The sequence below is a fragment of the Paenibacillus sp. sgz302190 genome (assembly GCF_059820445.1).
Window position 1 is genome coordinate 149,355 of the sequence record NZ_JBZYAO010000015.1, and the last position, 22,321, is coordinate 171,675.

General features: G+C 55.5%; 12 protein-coding genes. 4 read left to right on the plus strand and 8 right to left on the minus strand.

Annotated elements, in window-relative coordinates:
* Positions 1–61: 61 nt before the first annotated feature.
* Genes AC6RNO_RS18225 through AC6RNO_RS18235 form a run of 3 tightly spaced genes read left to right on the plus strand, consistent with a single transcriptional unit; the run spans position 62 to position 3,018 of the window.
* Positions 62–754: a galactosyltransferase-related protein gene (locus tag AC6RNO_RS18225; protein WP_497106282.1), complete on the plus strand. Its 693-nt coding sequence runs from the start codon at positions 62–64 to the stop codon at positions 752–754.
* A 5-nt stretch (positions 755–759) separates the two neighbouring features.
* Positions 760–1,890, plus strand: coding sequence for a glycosyltransferase family 61 protein (locus AC6RNO_RS18230; protein WP_488434736.1), 1,131 nt, complete (start codon positions 760–762; stop codon positions 1,888–1,890).
* 12 nt (positions 1,891–1,902) lie between these two features.
* Positions 1,903–3,018: a glycosyltransferase family 61 protein gene (locus AC6RNO_RS18235; RefSeq protein WP_488434713.1), complete on the plus strand. Its 1,116-nt coding sequence runs from the start codon at positions 1,903–1,905 to the stop codon at positions 3,016–3,018.
* A 71-nt stretch (positions 3,019–3,089) separates the two neighbouring features.
* Here AC6RNO_RS18235 and AC6RNO_RS18240 read toward each other — a convergent pair whose 3' ends face one another.
* The 8 genes from AC6RNO_RS18240 to AC6RNO_RS18275 form a co-directional block, all read right to left on the minus strand.
* Positions 3,090–3,866, minus strand: a complete 777-nt coding sequence (locus AC6RNO_RS18240; protein WP_488434714.1) for a HipA family kinase — start codon at positions 3,864–3,866, stop codon at positions 3,090–3,092.
* Complete coding sequence (locus AC6RNO_RS18245) at positions 3,854–5,263, minus strand: UDP-glucose dehydrogenase family protein (RefSeq protein ID WP_488434715.1); 1,410 nt, start codon at positions 5,261–5,263, stop codon at positions 3,854–3,856. Before AC6RNO_RS18245 ends, AC6RNO_RS18240 begins: the two co-directional genes overlap by 13 nt.
* 20 nt (positions 5,264–5,283) lie before the next feature.
* Positions 5,284–6,240, minus strand: a complete 957-nt coding sequence (locus AC6RNO_RS18250; RefSeq protein WP_488434716.1) for an NAD-dependent epimerase/dehydratase family protein — start codon at positions 6,238–6,240, stop codon at positions 5,284–5,286.
* Complete coding sequence (gene galU, locus AC6RNO_RS18255) at positions 6,237–7,115, minus strand: UTP--glucose-1-phosphate uridylyltransferase GalU (RefSeq protein WP_474680644.1); 879 nt, start codon at positions 7,113–7,115, stop codon at positions 6,237–6,239. The genes AC6RNO_RS18250 and galU overlap by 4 nt, the downstream gene beginning before the upstream one ends.
* 47 nt (positions 7,116–7,162) lie before the next feature.
* Positions 7,163–9,793 (minus strand): glycosyltransferase, encoded by a 2,631-nt coding sequence (locus tag AC6RNO_RS18260; RefSeq protein WP_488434717.1) that lies wholly within the window; start codon positions 9,791–9,793, stop codon positions 7,163–7,165.
* Positions 9,794–9,879: 86 nt separating this feature from the next.
* Positions 9,880–10,926, minus strand: coding sequence for a mannose-1-phosphate guanylyltransferase (locus AC6RNO_RS18265; protein ID WP_488434718.1), 1,047 nt, complete (start codon positions 10,924–10,926; stop codon positions 9,880–9,882).
* 177 nt (positions 10,927–11,103) lie between these two features.
* Complete coding sequence (locus tag AC6RNO_RS18270; protein ID WP_497106283.1) at positions 11,104–19,608, minus strand: WIAG-tail domain; 8,505 nt, start codon at positions 19,606–19,608, stop codon at positions 11,104–11,106.
* A gap of 86 nt (positions 19,609–19,694) precedes the next feature.
* Positions 19,695–20,876, minus strand: a complete 1,182-nt coding sequence (locus tag AC6RNO_RS18275) for a glycosyltransferase (protein WP_497106284.1) — start codon at positions 20,874–20,876, stop codon at positions 19,695–19,697.
* Between the two features lie 213 nt (positions 20,877–21,089).
* Here AC6RNO_RS18275 and AC6RNO_RS18280 point away from each other — a divergent pair, with 213 nt between their 5' ends.
* Entirely contained in the window at positions 21,090–22,187 is a 1,098-nt protein-coding gene (locus AC6RNO_RS18280; protein ID WP_474680649.1) for a YheC/YheD family endospore coat-associated protein, read from the plus strand.
* Positions 22,188–22,321: the final 134 nt, after the last annotated feature.

The window sequence follows — 22,321 nt, forward strand, 5'->3', positions numbered from 1 at the left end:
CAACCCGCACAGGAACATTCGCATAACCTGTAAATAGCAGTCATCTAAAGGAGGTTATCCTATGTTTGAAGACGTGTCTGTGCTTATCCCCTACAAGTCGGACAAAGGCCCAAGAGACGCTGCATTCAAATGGTCGAAAAAATTTTACAAAAATGCGCTGCCAGGGGCGGAAATCGTCGTCGGCAAAGACAACGGCGAGCTCTTCAACCGATCCAAAGCCATAAACAGGGCGTTCAAAAAATCTACAAGAAATGTGATTGTCATAGTCGATAACGATACGATTTTCGATCCGAAGATCGTTACCAAATCGATCAAGCTGCTGCCAAAATACGGCTGGGTCGTCCCCTTCCGCAATGTGCTGAACATCTCGGAGTCTAACTCCAAAAAAATTTACGATAGCAAAGCCGACTGGCCTTTAAACGAGAAAATCAAGGATTACCGGTTCAAGGACTTTTCGCGCTGGACCGGAAAAATGAACATTATGTACCGGGAAGCTTTCAAAAAGGTCGGCGGATTCGACCAAAGATTCATCGGCTGGGGCGCGGAAGACACTGCTTTCGGCTTATCGATGGACGCCATATGCGGCAAACATAAAAGGCTTGACAAAGACGTGTACCACCTCTGGCATCCTTATGTAGGGACAAAAGGGAATCCGAACCATGACGCGAACATCGAGCTGCTGAAACAGTATCAGAAGGCGGCTACGAAGGAACAGATGAAAAAACTGATCGATAAACGGGGTAGATACGTTTGAAAGATATGCCACCCGATCTCGCCATTCCCAAGGAAAACAACCATATCTCGCTCCACGACTGGTTCAAACTTCACGGCCGGGCCGGACAGCGCAGTCAACTGCACACCTTTCACTTTCATCAATCCGTACCGTTCCCGCAGCCGAAGACGGTTGAAAAAAAACTGCATTGGTACTTTCGAAGGTGCGCAGCGATCTGGAAAGCGAATACGCTCTTTCCCGCTCTTTCCGTTGCCGTCATCGAAAACGGCAGACTGTACGGGGACCGGGGAGTCGTTCTGACTCCCGAGAACAAAATGATCAAGCATGTTTCGTTCAAAGATATACTTGACGGCAAAACATCGCTTCCGCCTCCCCGCTATACGAATAAGACAGTCGCCGTGCTGTCCTTCCGCTACCCGGAAAACTATTTTCACTGGATGTTCGACGTCCTGCCCCGCATCGCTTTGATACGTAAATGCAAACTGCACATCGATAAATACGTAATCAGCCCGCCGGGCCGGTTCCCCTACAAGGAAATGCTGTCCGCCCTGGGTATTCCCGAAAGCAAAGTAATCGTTGCCGGCAAAGATTTTCATATCAAAGCCAAGCGGCTCGTTGTCGCCGAAAAGTTCAGCAGATGGAAGCCTTACCAGCATGTGTATCCGCAATGGGCAAGCCGCTTTCTCAGAGAGCAGCTGTCCCCCTGCAACAAGAAGCCGCCTTCGCCCAAATACGAACGCATTTATGTAAGCCGCGCCCATGCCGGCGGACGCAGGGTTCGGAATGAGAAAGAAGTCGTCAAGCTCCTTGACAAATACGGGTTTCGCCGCATCCATCCGGAATCGATGCCGTTTGCGGAACAAATTCGCGCCTTTCAGTCGGCGCGCGCAATCGTTTCCCCGCACGGCGCTTCCCTGGCCAATCTGGTGTTCGCCAATCCGGGCACGAAGCTGATTGAAATCTTTTCCCCCAACTATGTCAGGGACTATTACCTCGGCCTCAGCAGCCATATGAAGCTCGATTACTATTATTTGATCGGTACCGGCAAACGTCCGCCCCGGGAGCACCGCTATACAAAAGCGCTATATGAAGATATCACGGTCGATCTGGAAGCTTTAAAACAGATTTTGCAAAAAGCCGACATCCCAAGGATTTAGGAGGACACGCGCATGGGAGGAAAAACGAAAGTCCCCGACGGCTATTACGAAGTTGTCGCCGACTGGATTGCCGCAGCTCAGCTCAAAAAGCGCGAACTGATCAAAAAACTGCATTTCAACGATCCCGTTGAACTTACGGAGCCTGTCGGCCTGGAGGACCCCGTCTTCTGGACAGTTCGTTTTTCCTCGTCCGACACGCTGTTCAAACAGCGAAACGGCATCGTCGATATGATCCCCAAAGGGCGCATCTGCGGCGCCAAGCCGGATATTTTGACTCCGGACGGCAAATTGGTGTGGAAGCATTCCCGCGAAAAGCAAAAGCTGCCGCAGGAGCATTCCATCTTCCAGTTGGAGCGCCTGCCCCCGCTGGAGAAAACTTCGGAGACGGTAGCCCTGCTGAGCATCGCGGACAGCGGAGTGTACTATCACTGGATGCTGGATGTGCTGCCCCGCCTGCACATGCTGGATTTATGCGGAATCAAACCCGATAAATACGTCATCAACGGAAACAAGCTGGCGCCTTTCCAGTATGAAACATTAGCGATGCTCGGCATCCCGCAAGAGCAAGTGATCGAAAGCCACGATCAGTTCCACCTCCGGGCGAAGAAGCTCGTTATCCCGCATTTTTCGAACGGCATCCGGCCCAGATGGGTTTGCGACTATTTGCGGCAAGAGCTGATGGACGAGACCAAATTGCAGGCGGGCGAGGGGCCGGAAAAAATTTTTATAAGCCGCTCCAAGGCCGGCAGACGCCATTTGCTTAACGAGGATGAAATTTTCGGATATTTGGAGCGATTCGGATTCGAGAAAATGATACTGGAGGATTTGCCTGTTGCCAGGCAGATTGAAGTTTTCGCTGCCGCCAAAGTCATCGCCGCTCCGCACGGCGCAGGACTAACGAACATATTGTTCAGCCAGCCGGGGACGAAGGTTATCGAATTTTTCGCTCCAACCCTTGTGCACAACTGCTACCCGATTTTGAGCAGCTTGATGAAGCACCGGCATTATTATGTAATCGGAAAAGGAGAGCGTCCGCCCGAGTTCGTCGATCCCCACGAGCATAAGGCGGATATTACGGTCGGCCTTAAAGACGTAAAGCGCATATTGGCGCTTGCCGGCATCAAATGACAAATATCCGGCGTGCACATTCCTCCGCAAAGGATGCATGCCGGATATTTGGCTTCAAGGCGCTGTTTCCGCTAAAAAAAGCGTTTGATATACTTATCGACGATTTTGGGCAAAGCTTTTTTGGCATATTTGATGTGGTTGTACAACTCTTCCTTTTTCCTGTCCGATAAATCCCAATCTTCAGGCATCGCATAAATAAGCTCGTGAATTTTTTCGTTTTTGATGTCCAAAATCCGGTCTCTGAAAGAGGTCAGCTGCTTCTTGTGATCCACCAGCGTATTGCACCACCGGTACACTTCCTTATTTCTTACTTTCAAAGGCAAAAACTTCCTTTCCGGATTGGTCGTCGTAATGTTAAAGCAGTTCGCTTGGTCGATCATCCAAAACGTGTATTTATCCTTACGGCCCGCCTCCGGCTTAAACAGCAAGTTTTTTATGTTGCGGTCGGAATTGCTGACCCAATGGTCGAATACGATCATGCCTGCCGCCTGATCCCGGTTGACGACCTGATCTTTGGACAAAAGCTTCGGCAAATCGCTGAATAAGACCGTATCTTTCATATATTTGCTGGCGAATTGGTTGCCCGATTTGAACTCTTTTCCCTTCAATTCCTTGTATTCTTTAATAAATTTCGAGCGGATTCGCACGATTTTGAATTCGGGAACGGGCAAGTGCAGGAGTGTAGCAAGACTGTTCACAAGGTACTCGTAAGCCACTACCCAATTGCCCTGCGGGTTATTTTTGAACTTGACCACGTATTCGCACTGATCGTTAAAGCGAATGAGCTGCGGAGAAGATCGCCCTTTGCTCATCGGTTGTATATAGGATACAGGCTTTATTCTTCCCATACGCTTTCCCCTCTTCGATCCGTTGAAGTGCCCAGCCCCTCATATGCGAATCCCCTGCCCTCCAGCTTCAGACCCCGCCAAAAGTTTCGCGTATCCAAAATGTACCGGGTGCCCTTCATGGTTCCGTATATCTGCTGCCAATCCAGCGCCATGTACGCATCCCAGTGCGTCAGCAGCACCAGCGCATCCGCGTCTGTCGCCGTTTCTTCCGGCCGCCCGCAGTAGCGGACAGGCAGATGAGCGTTCATTTCCCGGAACATCTTCATTCCCTGCGGGTCATGAACCGCCACGTTCGCCCCCTGATCCGCCAGCTTGCCGATCATGTATGCGGCTTGCGTATGGCGCGCATCGTCCGTGTTGGGCTTAAAGGTCAAGCCCAGAATGCCGATATTTTTGCCTTCCAGGGAGCCGACATGTTTGCGGATTTTATCCATGCAGTAGTCGTGCATGGCGGTATTGGCGTCTATAGCCGCCCTGATGATCGACATCTCGCTGCCGAGCTTGCGGCCGGCGGCTACAATTTCCGCCGTATCTTTCGGAAAGCAGCTCCCGCTCCAGCCGCTGGAAGCTTGCAGAAATTTATGTCCGATGCGCGAATCCAGCCCCATGCCGTGGGCGACATCCAGCACGTTCGCGCCCAACGTATCGCACAGCCTGGCGACTTCGTTAATATAGCTGATCTTCACGGCCAAAAAAGCGTTTGATACGTATTTAATCAGCTCCGCGCTTTTTGTATCGGTTTCAAAATAGACCGGAACGGGCGCACCGGCTCGATCCGCAACTGCGTCCAGCCCCTTCAGCTCCGCTTCGAAGCTCCGTTCCAGCAAAGGCGCGTACAGCGATTTCATGACCTTTTTCGCCCTGTGCGAAGCGGCGCCGACCACGATTCGGTCGGGAAAAAACACATCCTCAAGCGCATAGCCTTCCCGTAAAAACTCGGGATTGCTGACAACCGCAAAATGCCGGTTGTTTTCCAAACCGGACGCTTCTTCGATGATCGAAGCGACCAGATCCGCCGTGCCGGCCGGGACCGTCGATTTGCCCGCGATCACCGTAAATTTCGCGGCGTCCAGATGCTCCCCGACGCTCCGTGCCGCCGCCCGGATGTAGGTCAAATCCGCCGTCCCGTCTTCGCCCGCAGGCGTGCCTACGGCGATAAACACAACGTCGGCCTCGTGCACGGCGTCAAACGTCTGCGAAGCCGACAGCCTGCCGGCGTTCACCATACGCGAGATCAGCGCCGCCAGACCGGGCTCATAGATCGGACTGGCGCCGGCATTGATCGCCTTCACTTTGCGCGAATCCGTATCTATAATCGTCACCCTATGCCCCAGCACGGCCAAAGCGGTCCCGGTCACGCTCCCCACATACCCGGAACCTACGCAAACTACCTCCATTCCCGATCCCCCCACGAAAGTTACTCTGACAGCCGCTTCCGGTACTCCTCTATGGTGCGGACCAATCCCTGCCGCAAGTCCATGCGGGGTTCCCAGCCCAATATTCTCTTCGCTTTATCGATCACCGGCCGCCTCACCTTGGGATCGTCCTTGGGCAGCGGGCGGAACACGATGGCGCTTGCGGATGTAGTCATGCTTTTGACCAGCTTCGCCAGCTCCAGAATCGTAATTTCCGCAGGGTTTCCGATATTGATCAGTTCCCCGTCGGCCTGATCGGCATCCATCATCAGCTGCAGCGCCCTGACCGTATCGTCGACATAACAGAACGACCGTGTCTGCGAACCGTCGCCGTACACGGTAATATCGTGTCCTTTCAACGCCTGGGTGACAAAATTGGAAATAACCCGGCCGTCATCGTTGCGCAAGCCTGCCGAGTAAGTGTTGAAGATCCGGGCCACCTTCACTTTCACGCCGCAGCGCCGGGCGTATTCGTAGCAAAACACTTCGCCCAGCCGTTTCGCTTCATCGTAGCAAGCCCGCGGCCCCCATGTGTTCACATTGCCCCGGTAGGTTTCATCCTGGGGATGAACGTCCGGGTCGCCGTAAGCTTCGCTCGTGCTGGTGTACACAAGCTTCGCTTTGTTGCGCAGCGCCAGGTCGAGCATCCGCTGCGTGCCGATCGTATTGACGGCAATCGTCGCGAACGGATCGGCCTGGTAAAATTTCGGAGAGGCCGGGGAAGCCAGATGATAAATTTCCGCAACGTCCTTCAGCGGCTCTAGCGCGAGCACGGACTCGTCTGTGGCGTCCCGCTCTATAAATTCGAATCGGCCGGAACCGGATAACGCGCGAATACGATCGGCGGTGCCCGAAGAAAAGTTATCCAGCCCGACGACCCGGACGTTCCGGGCCAGCAGCCGCTCGGCCAGATGGAATCCCAAAAAACCGGCGGCGCCGGTGATCAAAACTTTGTTCACGTCGACTCCCCTCCCGGAACGATCCGCTTCAAATACTGCCGAAATTCCCCTTTCAGCATCTCATCCTTGCAGGCCAGCTCGACCGTCGCTTTCAAAAAACCGAGCTTATCCCCAACGTCGTACAATTTGCCGGTCAACTTGTAAGCGTACAAGGGGCGGAACTGAAGCAGCGTTTGCAGCGCGTCCGTTAGCTGAATTTCTCCGCCTACGCCAACCGGAACGTGCTCCAGAATGTCGAAAATGTCCGGCTCCAAAATGTATCGGCCCACAATAGCGGCATTGGAGGGCGGATTAACAACCGGCTTCTCCACCAAATTGTCCACCAGGTACAGCCGCTCTCCTACGAGCTCCCCGTCGACGACGCCGTACTTGCTCACTTCCGCCCACTCGACGGTATCTACCGCAATAACGGATTCCTGCCGCTCTTCGTATATTTGCATTAATTGCTGCAAACACGGAATATCGCTGTCGATAATCATGTCCCCGAGCAGCACGGCGAACGGCTCGTGGCCGATAAATTTCCGGGCGCACCAGATCGCATGGCCCAGACCGAGCGCCTGCTTTTGCCGGACGTAATGAATGTCCACCAGATTCGTAATATCATCCACCATCTTGAGCAGAGTCTGCTTGTTCTTTTCCCGCAAATTGTATTCCAGCTCGTAGTTCGTATCGAAATGATCCTCAATCGACCTTTTGCTGCGTCCGGTCACGATGATAATATCTTCAATGCCCGATTGAACCGCTTCCTCCACAATGTATTGAATGGTCGGCTTATCCACGATCGGCAGCATTTCCTTAGGCATCGCTTTCGTTGCGGGAAGAAATCTGGTACCTAGGCCAGCGGCAGGGATAATTGCTTTTTTGACCTTTTTCATCACATTTTCCCTCTTTCTATCCCATTTTCGAGCCAGTTGCATGGGCGCTAACCTTGCTCCTGAATCACCACCTGGAGTCGCGGCATTTTTGCGGCGGATACCCTGGGCACATAAACGCCGTGGTTGTTCGATGGGCCGTCCCGCCAGCTTTGGGCCAGCTGCGTGCAATCCAACGCAAACAGTTTGTCGGCGGGAAGCTTGGTTGCGTTCGACGCCGTTTTTTTGTAAAACGGATATTGGCGCACAGACGGGTTCGACGCGCTTTTGCCCGACCAGGACGAGCGAATCCGGTACACGAGCAGCTGCTTCGTAACCGCTTGAATGTGCATCACCGCTTTTTGGATCGTGCAGCCTTGGGGCAGCTCGCTTAAGTTAAACGAGAAATACGCAGCGGGCATACCGTCCTGCAAAATACGGCGATACCGGTTCGGCCGCAAGTATACCGTGCGTATACGGCCGTCGGCCTCGGCCGCAGGAACGTTCTGACCGGCATTCCCCTGCCCCTCCTCAAACGCGCCCTTCACCTCGTCGTACAAGCCGTCCTCCACAATTCCCTTGAATCTGTCCGCATATATCGATACACGATGGTTCTCCGCTACGTACTTGCGCGAATGCTGCCGCATCTGCTTGCGCAGCTCCTTATTTTTGTAAAGCCGCTGCATGGCGGTGTACAGCCGCTCCTCCAGCCGGCCGTCGTGGCGGATTTTGTATACCGCTTCATTCGGCAGCTCGGCATGGGCGTGGCGATTCGATACAATCGCCGCTTTCCCGTGAGACATGACGTCAAGCAGCGCTCCCGAGGCTCCTCCATCGGCAGTATCGGACAACTGGATGCATACGTCCGAATGGCTGAGCCGGGTCTGATACTCCCTCTTATCGGTGTCCGGCTTCAACTCCACGATTGCCGTAAGCCCCAGCCTGCGGATCAGCGCCTTCAATTCGTTCCAATATTCCGGCGTTCCGCGGCCGACAATGACGTACCGGATATTTTTGTTGCCGGCGGCGTAAAGCTTCTTCAAGCAGCGGAGAGCAGTCTCCAAATGCCTGTCTTTATCCACCGGGCCAAAGCTGGAAAACACAAAATCGCGGTGCATGATCAAGGAAATCATGACCGGCAGCTTTTGCGGCAGCCGGATCAGCCCGACGTTGCGGTATCCATGGCGGTTCAAATACGATTTCGCAAAACGGCTGTGAACGATAACGACTTTGGCTTTTTTCAAATAATCGTCCAAAACGTAAGCTCTTTTAGCGCCTTCCCCGCCTGACCATGCGCGGGTGAGCCGGTCCGTTCGCAAATCGTGAAGCACGACGATCCCCCCGGTTTGCAGCAAATACGGCACCATATAAGCGTGATAGGGAGTATTGCCAAACTGAAATACGACTTCATCGTACTGGCCCTCTTTTGTCCGAAAATCGCGGTGATGGAAAATATGATTCGTCACGGTTCCCTCAAGTTCGGGAGGCAATGAAGGCGTGTACCCTTTATCGATAAACAGATCGCAATCGTAATGCTCATGCAAGGAGGGTAAAATGAGGTTCACGTAGTCGGCAATTTCCGTTTGCAGCGGCGCTAGCGGCGCGAAAATGGCCAGTTTGCGGCGCAGCACATATTGGTACGCGTCCAGAACCTTGGACGCCGTCCCCTGCCAGTCGTAAGGATCCGTACGGTCGTAGCCTTTGCTGCGCAAACCGCTTCTCAATTCCTTATCCAACAAGCAACGGGTCAGCGCCTGCTGCAGGTCGGCGAAATTTCCCGGATGGACCCGGTAGGCGGCGTCGCCGGATGCGGAGCTGCCTGCCGCCTGATCGAAGGTCAGCACCGGCGTGCCGCATGCCATGGCGTCCAACACCTGCATGCCGCTGCCCTCGTAAAATGACGGATATATGAACAGTTCCGCTCCGTTATAGAGCTTCATCAGCGAAGAATCGCGCAAATGCCGAATCCATACGATATCGCTCAACGTATCGACCGCCGCCGCCGCATGGAGAATTGCGGCCTTCCCGGCTTCGCTCGTTTTGCCGATCATCACAAGCTGAAAGCAGCGGTCGTTCGCGGCATTCATGATGCCGAACGCTTGAACGAAAGCGGGAAGATGATGCTCATCGGGGACGTCGGCTATAGCGACCACAAACTTTTTCACGATGCCGTATTTGTCAAGCTCCGCCCGGTCGACCGGCACATGCCGAAATTGTTTGCCGGCGCTGCCGGGCACTACCTTCACCGATTGCGGTGCCGCTCCGAGCGTGCGGATCGTTTCCTCCTTCGACGCCTCCGAATGGGCGATCAGCAGATCGCAATTTTTTACAAATTCGAGCACTGCCGCATGCCTGGCGTGAATATCGTCATAAACCTGCGCCGTATCGAAAAAAATTTTCGGAAACAAATCTTGCAGAAGCACGGCCACTTTCGTCTTTCCGAACCATGCCTTGCTGAGGGGAGAATGGATCATATCGTAAGGGCAGAGGATTTGGTATATGTCGATTTGGCGCTCGGATAAAAACCGTTCCAGCTGCATTTGCAGGGGTAAAGCATCAGGCGCCCGATCCGGGTAAAAAAAGTGGCAGCGGCAGTTCGGCCTTTCCTTTCCGACCGCGCGGACGAGCCGCTTGGCAAACTGGGCGCCGGTCCGATTGCCGGACTTCGACAGCGTAAAGGACATATCGAATGCGATGTTCATACATTCACCACCTGATTGAACTTGGGACTTGTATTTTCCCAGTGTATGCGCGCATAAGAACGCCCATATAGACCACTAACCTGATGTCACGGAAATTGGGTGTCCCGGGGTTTGCCAAGCGGTGCATGCATGGAGTCCAAAACCGTTTTTATGTGCTGTTCTTCCGATTTTCGGCAAACTAACAAGCCGTTTTTCGTCTGGACGATGATCAGATCGTCAACTCCGATGGCGATCACCTTGAGATCCTCCGCATAAACGATGGAGCTGCCGGTGCGAAGCGCATGCACTTCGCCGAAAAACAGGTTTCCCTGCTCATCCGCCGGAAAAACCCGCTCCAGAGACGTCCATGAACCGACGTCGTCCCATGCGAAATCGACAGGGACCATGTATACGTTCTCCGCCTTTTCCAAAATGGCGTAATCCACGGATATTTTGGGCAGCGATGCATACACGCTTTCCGCGGAATCGCCCGAAAACCAAAGCTTATTCCACATCTCGCGCTGGTAAAGATTCATATAATAGCGAATCGTCGACGGCTTCCAAACGAATATGCCGCTGTTCCAATACGTATCCGGCTCCGCTATTAATTCGCGCGCCCGCTGCTCGCCCGGCTTTTCCACAAATTTCAATACCCGCTTGGCTTGGCCTGTCCCTGCTCCGGCTGCAGCCCGGATGTATCCGTACCCGGTCTCGGGCCGCGTAGGCACGATTCCCAATGTGACGATCGTTTTGTTGTTTTGCGCGGTGCGTTCCGCTTCCTGCAAAGCTTTCATCAGCGCTTCGTCGTCGGGAATATATTGATCGGAAGGTGCCGTTACGAGCACATCGTCCAGCCCTTGCCGCAAAAAGAAGCGCGAAGTCAGTGCGATGCACGGTCCCGTATCCCGCTGATCGGGCTCCACAATGAAGCGGCTCGGGTCGAGGTCGGGAAGCTGCTCGCGAATTAACGCTTCGTACGAGCCGGGCGCAACGATATATATATCCGCAGCATCCAAATACTTATTAAACCTGCGGTAAGTTTGCTGGAGCATGCTTTCGCGGGAGGTCAGCGCCAGAAATTGCTTCGGCCTGGTTTCAACGCTTCGCGGCCAAAAACGCAACCCCTTCCCTCCGGCCATAATCGCCACTTTCATGCAAGCTCATCTCCTTCGCAGCGTCAAAAATTCTTCCTGTATCATATTCCTGCGGCCCTTTTCCGGACGTGGACGAATAACGGGGGAAGGGAAAAATAGGTTGCTGCCGTATGCTTCGGTACGAGCGGAGACAGCAAACGGGACCGTGCGCTTCCGCACGGTCCCGTTTGCATACCATTACGCCTTCGTCCCTGCAGCCATCCAGTTGATCACGCCGTATACGTCGGCCGAGAACCGGGTCCGGACGACCGACAAAGTGGCGGAATTCGCCTGTTTTTGCTTGAGTACGGCATAGCACGCCGTATGATTGGTCATGGCGACCAGGACGTAATTCATATCTTCAAACGGCTCGTCGAAATAAATTTGCACTTCGACAATTTCGTCCTGCACTTTAAATTCGAACGGCATGAGGCCGAACTGCTGGATCGAAGACGGTTTTGAAGCCGGAATCCGCATCGTGCGGAAGGACAATTTTTGTTCGTCCACGCTGCCATCCGCCAGATGCTCACCGCTTACGGCGTTAGCGGCTAATTTGCCGGACGTGACGCTGGCGTCCGCCAGTTTGGCTTCCGTTACCGCGCCGTCGGCCAGCGTCTCCTGCGTAACGGAACGTTCGGTCAGCTTGCTGCCGGCCAGGCTTCGGTCGGCGATCGATTCCAACTTGATGCAATGATCAGCCAAATGCTCAAAAGTGATGGAACCCCGCTTAATATGGGTGCCGTCAATCGCATTTTCCTGGAGATGGCCGGATTCGATGGCCAGAGGCGCGATTTTGCTGCTAGTAACGGCTTCCTCGGCAATTTTGCTCGTCGTCACCGCCTGATCGTGCAGCTTTTGGGTAAGCACTTCCTCGTCGGCGATGTGTTCGCGACGTACTGCGGACAAACCGAGCTGCTCTTCTGCAACCGAGCGCCTGCTCAAGTGGTCCCCGTGAATCGATCCGGACTGCAAATGTCCGCCATGGATGGCGCCCGAAGCGATTTTCGCCGAAGTTACGCTTTCGTCCCTAAGCTTTGCCGCGTCGACGCCCCCGTCCGCCAACTGCTCGGCGGTTACGGCACCCGGCGCCAGCTTGGAGGTGGTAACGGTCCGGTCTGCCAGATGTTCGCCCCGTATCGCCCCCTCGCGGACGTGCTCGTAATCGATGCTGCCGACCGCCAGCTTGCCGGAGGTGACGGAGCCGTCCTGAAACAAATCCGTATAAATCGAATTTGCCCGCAAATGCTCGGCTCCGATCTCGCCTGCGCCGATATGCCAGGCGGCAATCGAGCCCGGGACAATATGCCCTGCGTTGACCGAAGCTTCCGCAAGGTGGCTTGAACCTACGGCTTTCGCCGCCAATACGTCTCCATCCACGCTGCTTGGAGCCAGCTTCGCTCCGCTCACGGCGCCGTCCGCCAGATGCTCGCCGCTCACAGCGTTTGCCGCCAGCTTGCTGCCGTCCACGCTTCCCGAGGCCAGCTTCGCTCCGCTAACCGCTCCATCCATGAGATTGCGCGTTTGGATCGCCCCGGCTATCAGCTTGCCGGACGTCACGCTGGCATCCGCCAGCTTCGCTTCCGTCACCGAGCCGTCAGCCAGCGCCTCCTTTGTGACGGACCGTTCATTCAGCTTGTAGCCGTCCAGGCTTCGGTCGGTGTTAGACTCCAACTTGATGCAATGTTCAGCCAAATGCTCAAAAGTGATGGACCCCCGCTTAATATGGATGCCGTCAATCACATTTTCCTGGAGATGGCGGGATTCGATGGTCAGGGGCGCGATTTTGCTGCTTGTAACGGCTTCCTCGGCGATTTTGCTCGTCGTCACCGCCTGATCGTGCAGCTTTTGGGTGATCACTTCCTCATCGGCGATGTGCTCGCGATGCACTGCGGACAAACCGAGCTGCCTTTCTGCAACCGAGCGCTCGTTCAAATGGACCGCGTGAATCGATCCGGACTGCAAATGTCCGCCATGGATGGCGCCCGGAGCGATTTTCGCCGAGACGACGCTCGCATCCTCAAGCTTCGCCGAGTCGATGCTCCCGTCCGCCAACTGCTCGGCGGTTACGGAGCCCGGCGCCAGCTTGGAGGTGGTGACGGTCCGATCTGCCAGATGTTCGCCCCGTATCGTCCCCTCGCGGACGTGCTCGTGATCGATGCTGCCGGCCGCCAGCTTGCCGGAGGTGATAGAGCCGTCCTGCAGCAAATCTGCATAAATCGAATTCGCGCGCAGATGCTCGGCTCCGATCTCGCCTGCGCCGATATGCCAGGCGGCAATCGAGCCCGGAACAATATGCCCTGCGTTGACCGAAGCTTCCGCAAGGTGGCTTGAACCCACGGCTTCCGCCGCCAATACGTCTCCATCCACACTGCCTGGAGCCAGTTTCGCTCCGCTTACGCTGCGATCGGCGAGATGCTCACTCTGCACAGCGCCGTCTGCCAGCTTGCCAGCGTCTACGCTTCCCCAGGCCAGCTTCGCTCCGCTCACGGCGCCGTCCGCCAAATGCTCGCCGCTCACGGCGTTGGCCGCCAGCTTGCTGCCGTCCACGCTGCCCGGGGCCAGCTTCGCTCCGCTAACCGCTCCATCCATGAGATTGCGCGTTTGGATCGCTCCGGCTACCAGCTTGCCGCCGTGGATGCTTTCGTTCGCCAGCTTTGCCCCGGTAATAGCGCCGTCCGCCAGATGCTCGGAGTTTACAGCGTTAGCGGCCAGCTTGCCGTTCGTTACGCTCGCATCCGCCAGTTTGGCTTCCGTTACCGCACTGTCGGCCAGCGTCTCCTTCGTGACGGAACGTTCGATCAGCTTGCTGCCGTCCAGGCTTCGGTCGGCGATAGACTCCAGCTTGATGGAATGTTCAGCCAAATGCTCGTAAGTGATGGACCCCCGCTTAATATGGGCACCGCCGATCGCATTTTCCTGGAGATGGCCGGAATCGATGGCCAGAGGCGCGATTTTGCTGCTTGTAACGGCTTCTTCGGCGATTTTGCTCGTCGTCACCGCCTGATCGTGCAGCTTTTGGGTGATCACTTCCTCATCAGCGATGTGCTCGCGACGCACTGCGGACAAACCGAGATGCATTTCTGTAATCGAACGCTCGTTCAAATGGATCGCGTGAATCGATCCGGACTGCAAATGTCCACCATGGATAGCGCCCGGAGCGATTTTCGCCGAGACGACGCTCGCATCCTCAAGCTTCACCGCACCTACGCTCCCGTCCGCCAACTGCTCGGCGGTTACGGAGCCCGGCGACAGCTTGGAGCTGGTGACGGTCCGGTCTGCCAGATGTTCGCCCCGTATCGCCCCCTCGCGGACGTGCTCGTAATCGATGCTGCCGGCCGCCAGCTTGCCGGAGGTGATAGAGCCATCCTGCAGCAAATCCGGATAAATCGAATTTGCCCGCAAATGCTCGGCTCCGATCTCGCCCGCGCCGATATGCCAGGCGGCAATCGAGCCCGGAACAATATGCTCTGCGTTGACCGAAGCTTGCGCTAGGTGGCTTGAACCTACGGACTCTGTCGCCAATATGCCTCCGTCCACGCTGCCTGGAGCCAGCTTCGCTCCGCTTACGCTGCGATCGGCGAGATGCTCACTCTGCACAGCCCCGCCTGCCAGCTTGCCTGCGTCCACGCTTCCCCAGGCCAGCTTCGCTCCGCTCACGGCGCCGTCCGCCAAATGCTCGCCGCTCACGGCGTTTGCCGCCAGCTTGCTGCCGTCTACGCTGCCCGGGGCCAGCTTCGCTCCGCTAACCGCTCCATCCATGAGATTGCGCGTTTGGATCGCCCCGGCTACCAGCTTGCCGCCGTGGATGCTTTCGTTCGCCAGCTTTGCCCCGGTAATAGCGCCGTCCGCCAGATGCTCGCAGTTTACAGCGTTAGCGGCAAGCTTGCCGGTCGTTACGCTCGCATCCGCCAGTTTGGCTTCCGTTACCGCACCGTCAGCCAGCGTCTCCTTCGTGACGGAACGTTCGATCAGCTTTTTGCCGCCGTCCAGGCTTCGATCAGCTACCGCATCAAACTTGATCGAATGTTCGGCCAAATGCTCAAAAGTGATCGACCCCTGCTTAATATGGGCGCCATCGATCGTATTTTCTTGAAGATGACGAGCTTCGATGGCCAGAGGTGCGATTTTGCTGCTTATAACGGCCTCCTCGGCAATTTTGTTCGCCGTCACGGCTTGATCGTGCAGCTTTTGGGTGATCACTTCCTCATCGGCGATGTGCTCGCGACGCACTGCGGACAAACCGAGATGCTCTTCTTCGACCGAGCGCCCGCTCAAGTGAACCGCGTGAATCGATCCGGACTGCAAATGTCCGCCATGAATGGCGCCCGGAGCGATTTTCGCCGATGTTATGCTTTCGTCCTCCAGCTTCGCCCCGCCCACGCTCCCGTCCGCCAACTGCTCGGCGGTTACGGAGCCCGGCGCCAGCTTGGAGCTGGTGACGGTCCGGTCTGCCAGATGTTCGCCCCGTATCGTCCCCTCGCGGACGTGCTCGTAATCGATGCTGCCGACCGCCAGCTTGCCGGAGGTGACAGAGCCGTCCTGCAGCAAATCCGTATAAATCGAATTTGCGTGCAAATGCTCGGCTCCGATCTCGCCCGCGCCGATATGCCAGGCGGCAATCGAGCCCGGGACAATGTGTTCCGCGTTGACCGAAGCTTGCGCCAGGTGGCTTGAACTTACGGACTCCGCCGCCAATACGTCTCCGCCCACGCTGCCCGGCGCCAGCTTCGCTCCGCTTACGCTTTGATCGGCGAGATGCTCACTCTGCACAGCCCCGCTTGCCAGTTTGCCGGCATCGACACTGCCGTCAGACAGCTTCGCTCCGCTCACGGCGCCGTCCGCCAAATGCTCGCCGCTCACGGCGTTTGCCGCCAGCTTGCTGCCGTCCACGCTGCCCGGGGCCAGCTTCGCTCCGCTAACCGCTCCATCCATGAGATTGCGCGTTTGGATCGCCCCGGCTACCAGCTTGCCGCCGTGGATGCTTTCGTTCGCCAGCTTTGCCCCGGTAATAGCGCCGTCCGCCAGATGCTCGCAGCTTACAGCGTTAGCGGCCAACTTGCCGGTCGTTACGCTCGCATCCGCCAGTTTGGCTTCCGTTACCGCGCCGTCGGCCAGCGTCTCCTTCGTAACGGAACGTTCGATCAGCTTTTTGCCGCCGTCCAGGCTTCGATCGGCTACCGCATCAAACTTGATCGAATGTTCGGCCAAATGCTCAAAAGTGATCGACCCCTGCTTAATATGGGCACCATCAATCGTATTTTCCTGGAGATGGCAGGTTTCGATGGCCAGAGGTGCGATTTTGCTGCTTGTAACGGCTTCCTCGGCGATTTTGCTTGTCGTCACCGCTTGATCGTGCAGCTTTTGGGTGATCACTTCCCCATCGGCGATGTGCTCGCCGCTCACAGCGTTTGCCGCCAGCTTGCTGCCGTCCACACTGCCCGGAGCCAGCTTCGCTCCGCTAACCGCTCCATCCATGAGATTGCGCGTTTGGATCGCTCCTGCCGCCAGCTTGCCCCCGTGGATGCTTTCGTCCGCCAGCTTTGCCCCGGTAATGGCGTCGTCCGCCACATGCTCGCCGTTTACAGCGTTAGCGGCAAGCTTGCCGGACGTTACGCTGGCTTCCGCCAGTTTTGTTTCCGTTACCGCACCGTCGGCCAAAGTCTCCTGCGTGACGGATCGTTCGATCAGCTTTTTACCCCCGTCCAAGCTTCGGTCGGCCACCGCATCAAACTTAATCGATTGTTCGGCCAAATGCTCAAAAGTGATCGACCCCTGCTTAATATGCGCGCCGTCAATCGTATTTTCTTGAAGATGGCTGGATTCGATGGCCAAAGGCGCGATTTTGCTGCTTGTAACGGCTTCCTCGGCAATTTTGTTCGTCGTCACGGCCTGATCGTGCAGCTTTTGCGTGATCACTTCCTCATCGGCGATGTGCTCGCGACGCACTGCGGACAAACCGAGCTGCTCTTCGGCAACCGAGCGCCCGCTCAAATGGACCGCGTGAATCGATCCGGACTGCAAATGTCCGCCTTGGATGGCTCCGGGAGCAATTTTCGCCGACGTTACGCTTTCGTCCTCCAGCTTCGCCGCGCCCACGCTCCCGTCCGCCAACTGCCCGGCAGTTACGGAGCCCGGCGCCAGCTTGGAGGTGGTGACGGCCCCATTTGCCAAGTGCTCGTCAAGTATCGTCCCCTCGCGGACGTGCTCGGATTCGATGCTGCCGGCCGCCAGCTTGCCGGAGGTGACAGAGCCGTCCTGCAGCAAATCCGTATAAATCGAGTTCGCGCGCAAATGCACGGCTCCGATCTCGCCCGCGCCGATATGATCGGCGGCAATCGAGCCGGGGACAATGTGTTCCGCGTTGACCGAAGCTTCCGCAAGGTGGCTTGCACCTACGGCTTCCGCCGCCAGTATGCCTCCGTCCACACTGCCCGGAGCCAGCTTCGCTCCGCTTACGCTTCGATCGGCGAGATGCTCGCTCTGCACAGCGCCGCTTGCCAGCTTTTCCGCGTCTACGCTTCCCGAGGCCAGCTTCGCTCCATTCACGGCGCCGTCGGCCAGATGACGCGCATGGATCACTCCGGGAACAATCTTGCTTCCGTGAATGCTTTCATTCGCAAGCTTGGCCGCGGTGATGCTGCCGTCGGCGATATGTTCACTGGATACGGCCTTGAGGGCAAGCTTGTCGGACGTTACGCTAGAGTCCGCCAGCTTTGCCAGCCCGACAGCTCCGTCTGCGATTTTGGCTTCAGTTACGACCTGATCGCCGAGCGCCGAAGCAAGAATCGAACCGGCTTGCATATGCTGCGCTCCTATGCTGCCATATGCGATCTTTTGCTCCGTAACTGCGCCGTCGGTCAGCGTCTCCTCCGAGACAGACCGTTCGATCAGTTTCTTGCCGCTAAGGCTTCGATCGGCGAACACATCGAGCCTGATGGAATTTTCGCCCAGATGGTCCGATGTAATCGATCCGGGTTTAATATGGAAGCCTTCGATGATGCCTTCCTGAAGATGGCGCATTTCAATCGTAAGCGGAGCTATTTTGCTGCCTGTTACCGCTTCTTCGGCTATTTTGCTCGTCGTCACGACCTCATCTTGCAAATGTCTGGTAATAACCTCTTCGCCGGCGATATGTTCGCGGTGAATGGCCAGCAAGCCGATTTGCTCTTCTCCGACCGAATGGTCCGCCAGATGTTCCCCGGATAAGGTGCCTTGCTGCAAATGGCCGCCATGGACGGCTCCGGGGGCAATTTTGGCCGATGAGACACTTTCATCCGCGAGCTTATCCGTACCAACGCTCCAGTCGGCTAATTGTTCGGAGGCAACCGACTCCGGCGCAAGCTTGGAAGAAGTTACGGCCGCATCTGCCAAGTGTTCGCCGAGTATGGCATGATCTTGAATGTGCCGGGAATGAACCGAGCCATCCTGCAGTTTCCCGGGGGCAACGGATGCATCCTGGAGCAGATCCTCATGAATGGAGCCGGGGCGGATATGATCGGGGCCGATTTGTCCCGTCCCTATATGCTTGTCGGCAATTGCCCATTTGGCGATGTGCTCCGGTTGAACTGCGGATTCCGTGATGTGAAAGGATTCGATGGAGCCGTACGCTATTTTGCGGCCGCTGACCGCCTGATCGGCAAGCTTTTCTTCCATTACCGATTGATTGACGAGTTTGTCGGCCGTAATGGAATCGTTCTGCAAATGATGCTCGCAAATCGAATCATCCATAAGATGATCGCCGTTCACTTGACCGGGGGCTATGCTTTCGCTTTGCACGCTGCCTGGCGACAAATGTTCGTACAGGACGCTTTCAGGCTGCAGATGGGCGGAGCCGACGCTCCCATCTGCAATTATTTTCGCAGTGACCGATTGATCTCTCAGTTTCTCCGTTGTAATTGCCGTATCGGCAATTTTAGCCGCATCGATGATATAGTTGGAAAGATGCTTCGCTTGTATGGCTCCGCTGCGTATTTTTTCCGATGTTACGGCCTGATCGTCGATCAATTCTGTGGAAACAATCATCTCGGCCAGGTGATGCGGGAAAATCGAACCGTCCGCAATTTTTAACGAATCAATCGCCTGATCCGACAATTTGTCCGCTGTAATGCTGTTGTTGAGCAGTTTGCTTCCGGAAATGGACATGTCCTGGATTTTGTAGCCGGAGATCGCTTGCGGCGCAATGTGTTCGTCGTGAACGGCGCCAGGGGAAAGTTTTTCTTTCGTTACGCTTGAGGAAGCCAACTTCGTGTGATCAATAGAAAAATCTTTGATCAATTTGCCGACGATACTCTGCGGCTTAATTTTCGTTTCATCGATAGCCCGATTGGCAATCTTTTCTCCCGTGACGGCTTCCTCAACGATATCGTCCGTATAAATGACAGGGTTCGTTGAAAAATCTCTGCCTTTGCGCTCCGAAAACAGGATCAATGGAGGCGCAGACTTTGCAGCGTTGCCGGATGGCTCAGCCGCGAAAGGCTGATTTTTGTCCGCAGCTGACGAATCTGTTTTCCGCGGCTTGACGGCATCTTTCGTCTCATTGTCGTCAATGTCTGTTTGAGGTTGATCCAATAAATCGGAAACTTGCTTTTTTTTGATCGATACCTGTTCGGTTTCATCTAACCATTGAAGCTCGTTCGTATTGGCATTCACTCTCTGCACTTGCGGTTTCCGGATTGCTCCCCGGCCGCCTTTCCGTTTGTTCATAGACTCCTCTCCATTCGTACGCGATCTAGTCATTTGTATATTCATCTCCGCAAAAAGATGTACGTTCGCCCTTATAAAATGTGCGCTTACCTATTCAAACCCCGTTTTGCCAATGACTGGTACAGCTCGTGACGCCGTTCGGCACTCCGCTCCAAGGCGAACTTCTGCCGCACTTTTTGCGCCGCCAGCTCTCCCATTGCGTATTGCAGCTCGGGGCTTCCAAGCAGCCGCAGCAAATAGCGGGGCAGTTCTTCGGCTAAATAGCCGGTATCCATCAAATACCCGGTTGTCCCGTCCTCGATCAGCTCCCGCATCTCGACCGACCGCGGCACCACGACCGGCACGCCCGACGCCATCGCCCCGATACAGACCGGATCGAACCCTTCGTGCGAAGCCGACGGGATAGCGACGATATCCGCGATCCGGTACCATTTGGACATTTCGTCCCGGGAAACATCAGGAACGAAACGGACATACTGCGGTATCGCGCCGCCCGATTCGTAAAGCTTGCGGACATAGTCCGTCTGACGGTCCGCACCGTTGAGCGCGCTTCCGACAATAAGCAGGACGGCATCGGGCTCCTTCGGAACCACCTGGATCATCGCATCCAGGAGATGATGCGCTCCTGTTTCCGGAATAAGTCTGCCGGCAAACAAGATGATTTTGCGCTTTTCGAGTCCAAGCTCCTGCAGCAGCTGCGAACGGGATTCTTTCGCTTGAGGGGACCATTTGGACATGAACCGCATAGGGTCCGCTCCCCAATGCTGGACAACCAGCTTATGGGCGATCTGGGGCACTTTGCGCCGCAGCGTTTTTCCCAGAAACTCGCCGTTCACTAAAATTGTATTCGCGGCGCGCAGACATGCGGCAAGCTCCTTGGAGGAGATGCGGGATGGCGCGATCGCCGATGCGGAATGCAGCACGAGGCTGATCTTGGCCCCAGGGTGCCTGTTGCGCAGTTGGCGGACGAGCCTCGGCCGGTTCTCGATCTGAATGACGGATGGCCGCAGCCCTGCGATTTTCTTGCTGATTTTTTCCAAATAAGCGACAGGATTCGCATAAGGAACCCGAACATAGTTCACTCCTTCCTGTTCTTCGCTTTCCGGCTGCAGACCCGCCTTACGTCCTAAAACGCAGACCGTCATCCGTTTCGCCAACTGCCGGGCCGATTCGCAAATCGCCTGATCGATCGGGCCTCCCGATTTTGACGGCACGGGACCAATACCGGATGTAACAATAGCCACACTCACGGATTTTGTGTTCAACATGATCCAGCTCCTTTTCAGCCTATACTTTATTCATATGCGGAAATACAGGCAAAGACTGGGTGTATATCCCGGAAATCCGAGACAAATGCCGTCTCTGGAATTCATGAATCCACGGCACCAGCACAAACAAGCATGAGTGCTTTTTCATATACTGATTCAAGCGCAGCCATAACCGTAATACACTACCCGGCACCTGCTAAAGGAGTGAAGCTTATGGGAGATCCTTATGTCGGCATCCTCGTCAATGACACCTTGTACGAAGGCATTCCCCAAGGCAAAACGACTTATGAAGAGATCTCCTATTACAGCGATGCCGCCAAACAATACGGTATCGTTCCTGCCTATTTCCGTCTGCAGGATGTAGCTGCCGATTCTTTGAAAGTGATTGCGCATATCCAGAAAGGAACGGAAATTACCCGGGAAACGATCGATCTGCCCAAAGTCATTCACAATCGCGCCATTTACCGGAATCTCCAAAACTATCAGACGATGGAAAACTGGGTTGAGCGCGGCGCCATTTTGTTCAATCGATGGAACCGTTACAACAAGCTGCTTATCCATCAGCTTCTTATGAAAGACGAAACGATCCGCCCCCATCTTCCAGGCACCAAACCCGCAACCAAGGCGAGCATAAACAGAATGATGAAATTTTACGATTCTCTCATTGTCAAACCGGCGAACGGCAGCATCGGCCGCGGCGTCATGAAACTGGACCGCACCCGAACCGGGTGGAGGCTTACGTATCCGACAACTTTAAAAACCGGCAACACCGGCTGGCAAATTGCCAAATTTCGCAACGAACTTCCGCCGCTGCTGCAAAATACGATCGACAATCACGCCTGCATCGTCCAACAGCGTCTACCGCTCGCCACTTATGAAGGGCGTCCGTTCGATTTGCGCATATCCGTGCAGCGCGGAGCGGATGGGAATTGGGGAATTACGGGCATCGTCGCCAAAGTCGCTGCGCCCAAGCTTTTTGTGACCAATGTGGCACAAGGCGGGACTGTTATGACGTTATCCGACATTTTGTCACGCGAATACCCGCTTCTCAATCAGGCCGCCGTCCACCGGAAAATCGCCGATTTTACGCTGCGGGTCGCCCGCCATTTGGGCAGGGAACTTCCGCACTTGGCCGATATCGGACTGGACATCGGAATGACGGCCGACGGCTTCCCGATGTTTATTGAATGCAATGGAAAAGATCAGCGCTACAGCTTCCGGGAAGCAGGCATGATGGAAGAGTGGAAATTGGCCTACTACAATCCGATCGCCTACGCCAAATTTTTGCTGGACGGGGGCACTCCGCTATGAGATAAACCTCTATCGAAGATGAGCGACCGCGTTTACCAAGCCGCGAATCCGGCGCATTCATTGCACGCCAAAAAACCGTTTCATATGCCGACTCCGGCAGAAACGGTTTTCCACGATAATTTACGCTTTTATTT

Coding starts and splice junctions, on each gene's coding strand:
- AC6RNO_RS18230 (WP_488434736.1), top strand. CDS start 760: ATGCCACCCGATCTCGCCATTCCCAAGGAAAACAACCATATCTCGCTC.
- AC6RNO_RS18260 (WP_488434717.1), bottom strand. CDS start 9,793: ATGAACATCGCATTCGATATGTCCTTTACGCTGTCGAAGTCCGGCAAT.
- galU (WP_474680644.1), bottom strand. CDS start 7,115: ATGAAAAAGGTCAAAAAAGCAATTATCCCTGCCGCTGGCCTAGGTACC.
- AC6RNO_RS18270 (WP_497106283.1), bottom strand. CDS start 19,608: ATGAACAAACGGAAAGGCGGCCGGGGAGCAATCCGGAAACCGCAAGTG.
- AC6RNO_RS18275 (WP_497106284.1), bottom strand. CDS start 20,876: ATGTTGAACACAAAATCCGTGAGTGTGGCTATTGTTACATCCGGTATT.
- AC6RNO_RS18280 (WP_474680649.1), top strand. CDS start 21,090: ATGGGAGATCCTTATGTCGGCATCCTCGTCAATGACACCTTGTACGAA.
- AC6RNO_RS18245 (WP_488434715.1), bottom strand. CDS start 5,263: ATGGAGGTAGTTTGCGTAGGTTCCGGGTATGTGGGGAGCGTGACCGGG.
- AC6RNO_RS18265 (WP_488434718.1), bottom strand. CDS start 10,926: ATGAAAGTGGCGATTATGGCCGGAGGGAAGGGGTTGCGTTTTTGGCCG.
- AC6RNO_RS18225 (WP_497106282.1), top strand. CDS start 62: ATGTTTGAAGACGTGTCTGTGCTTATCCCCTACAAGTCGGACAAAGGC.
- AC6RNO_RS18235 (WP_488434713.1), top strand. CDS start 1,903: ATGGGAGGAAAAACGAAAGTCCCCGACGGCTATTACGAAGTTGTCGCC.
- AC6RNO_RS18240 (WP_488434714.1), bottom strand. CDS start 3,866: ATGGGAAGAATAAAGCCTGTATCCTATATACAACCGATGAGCAAAGGG.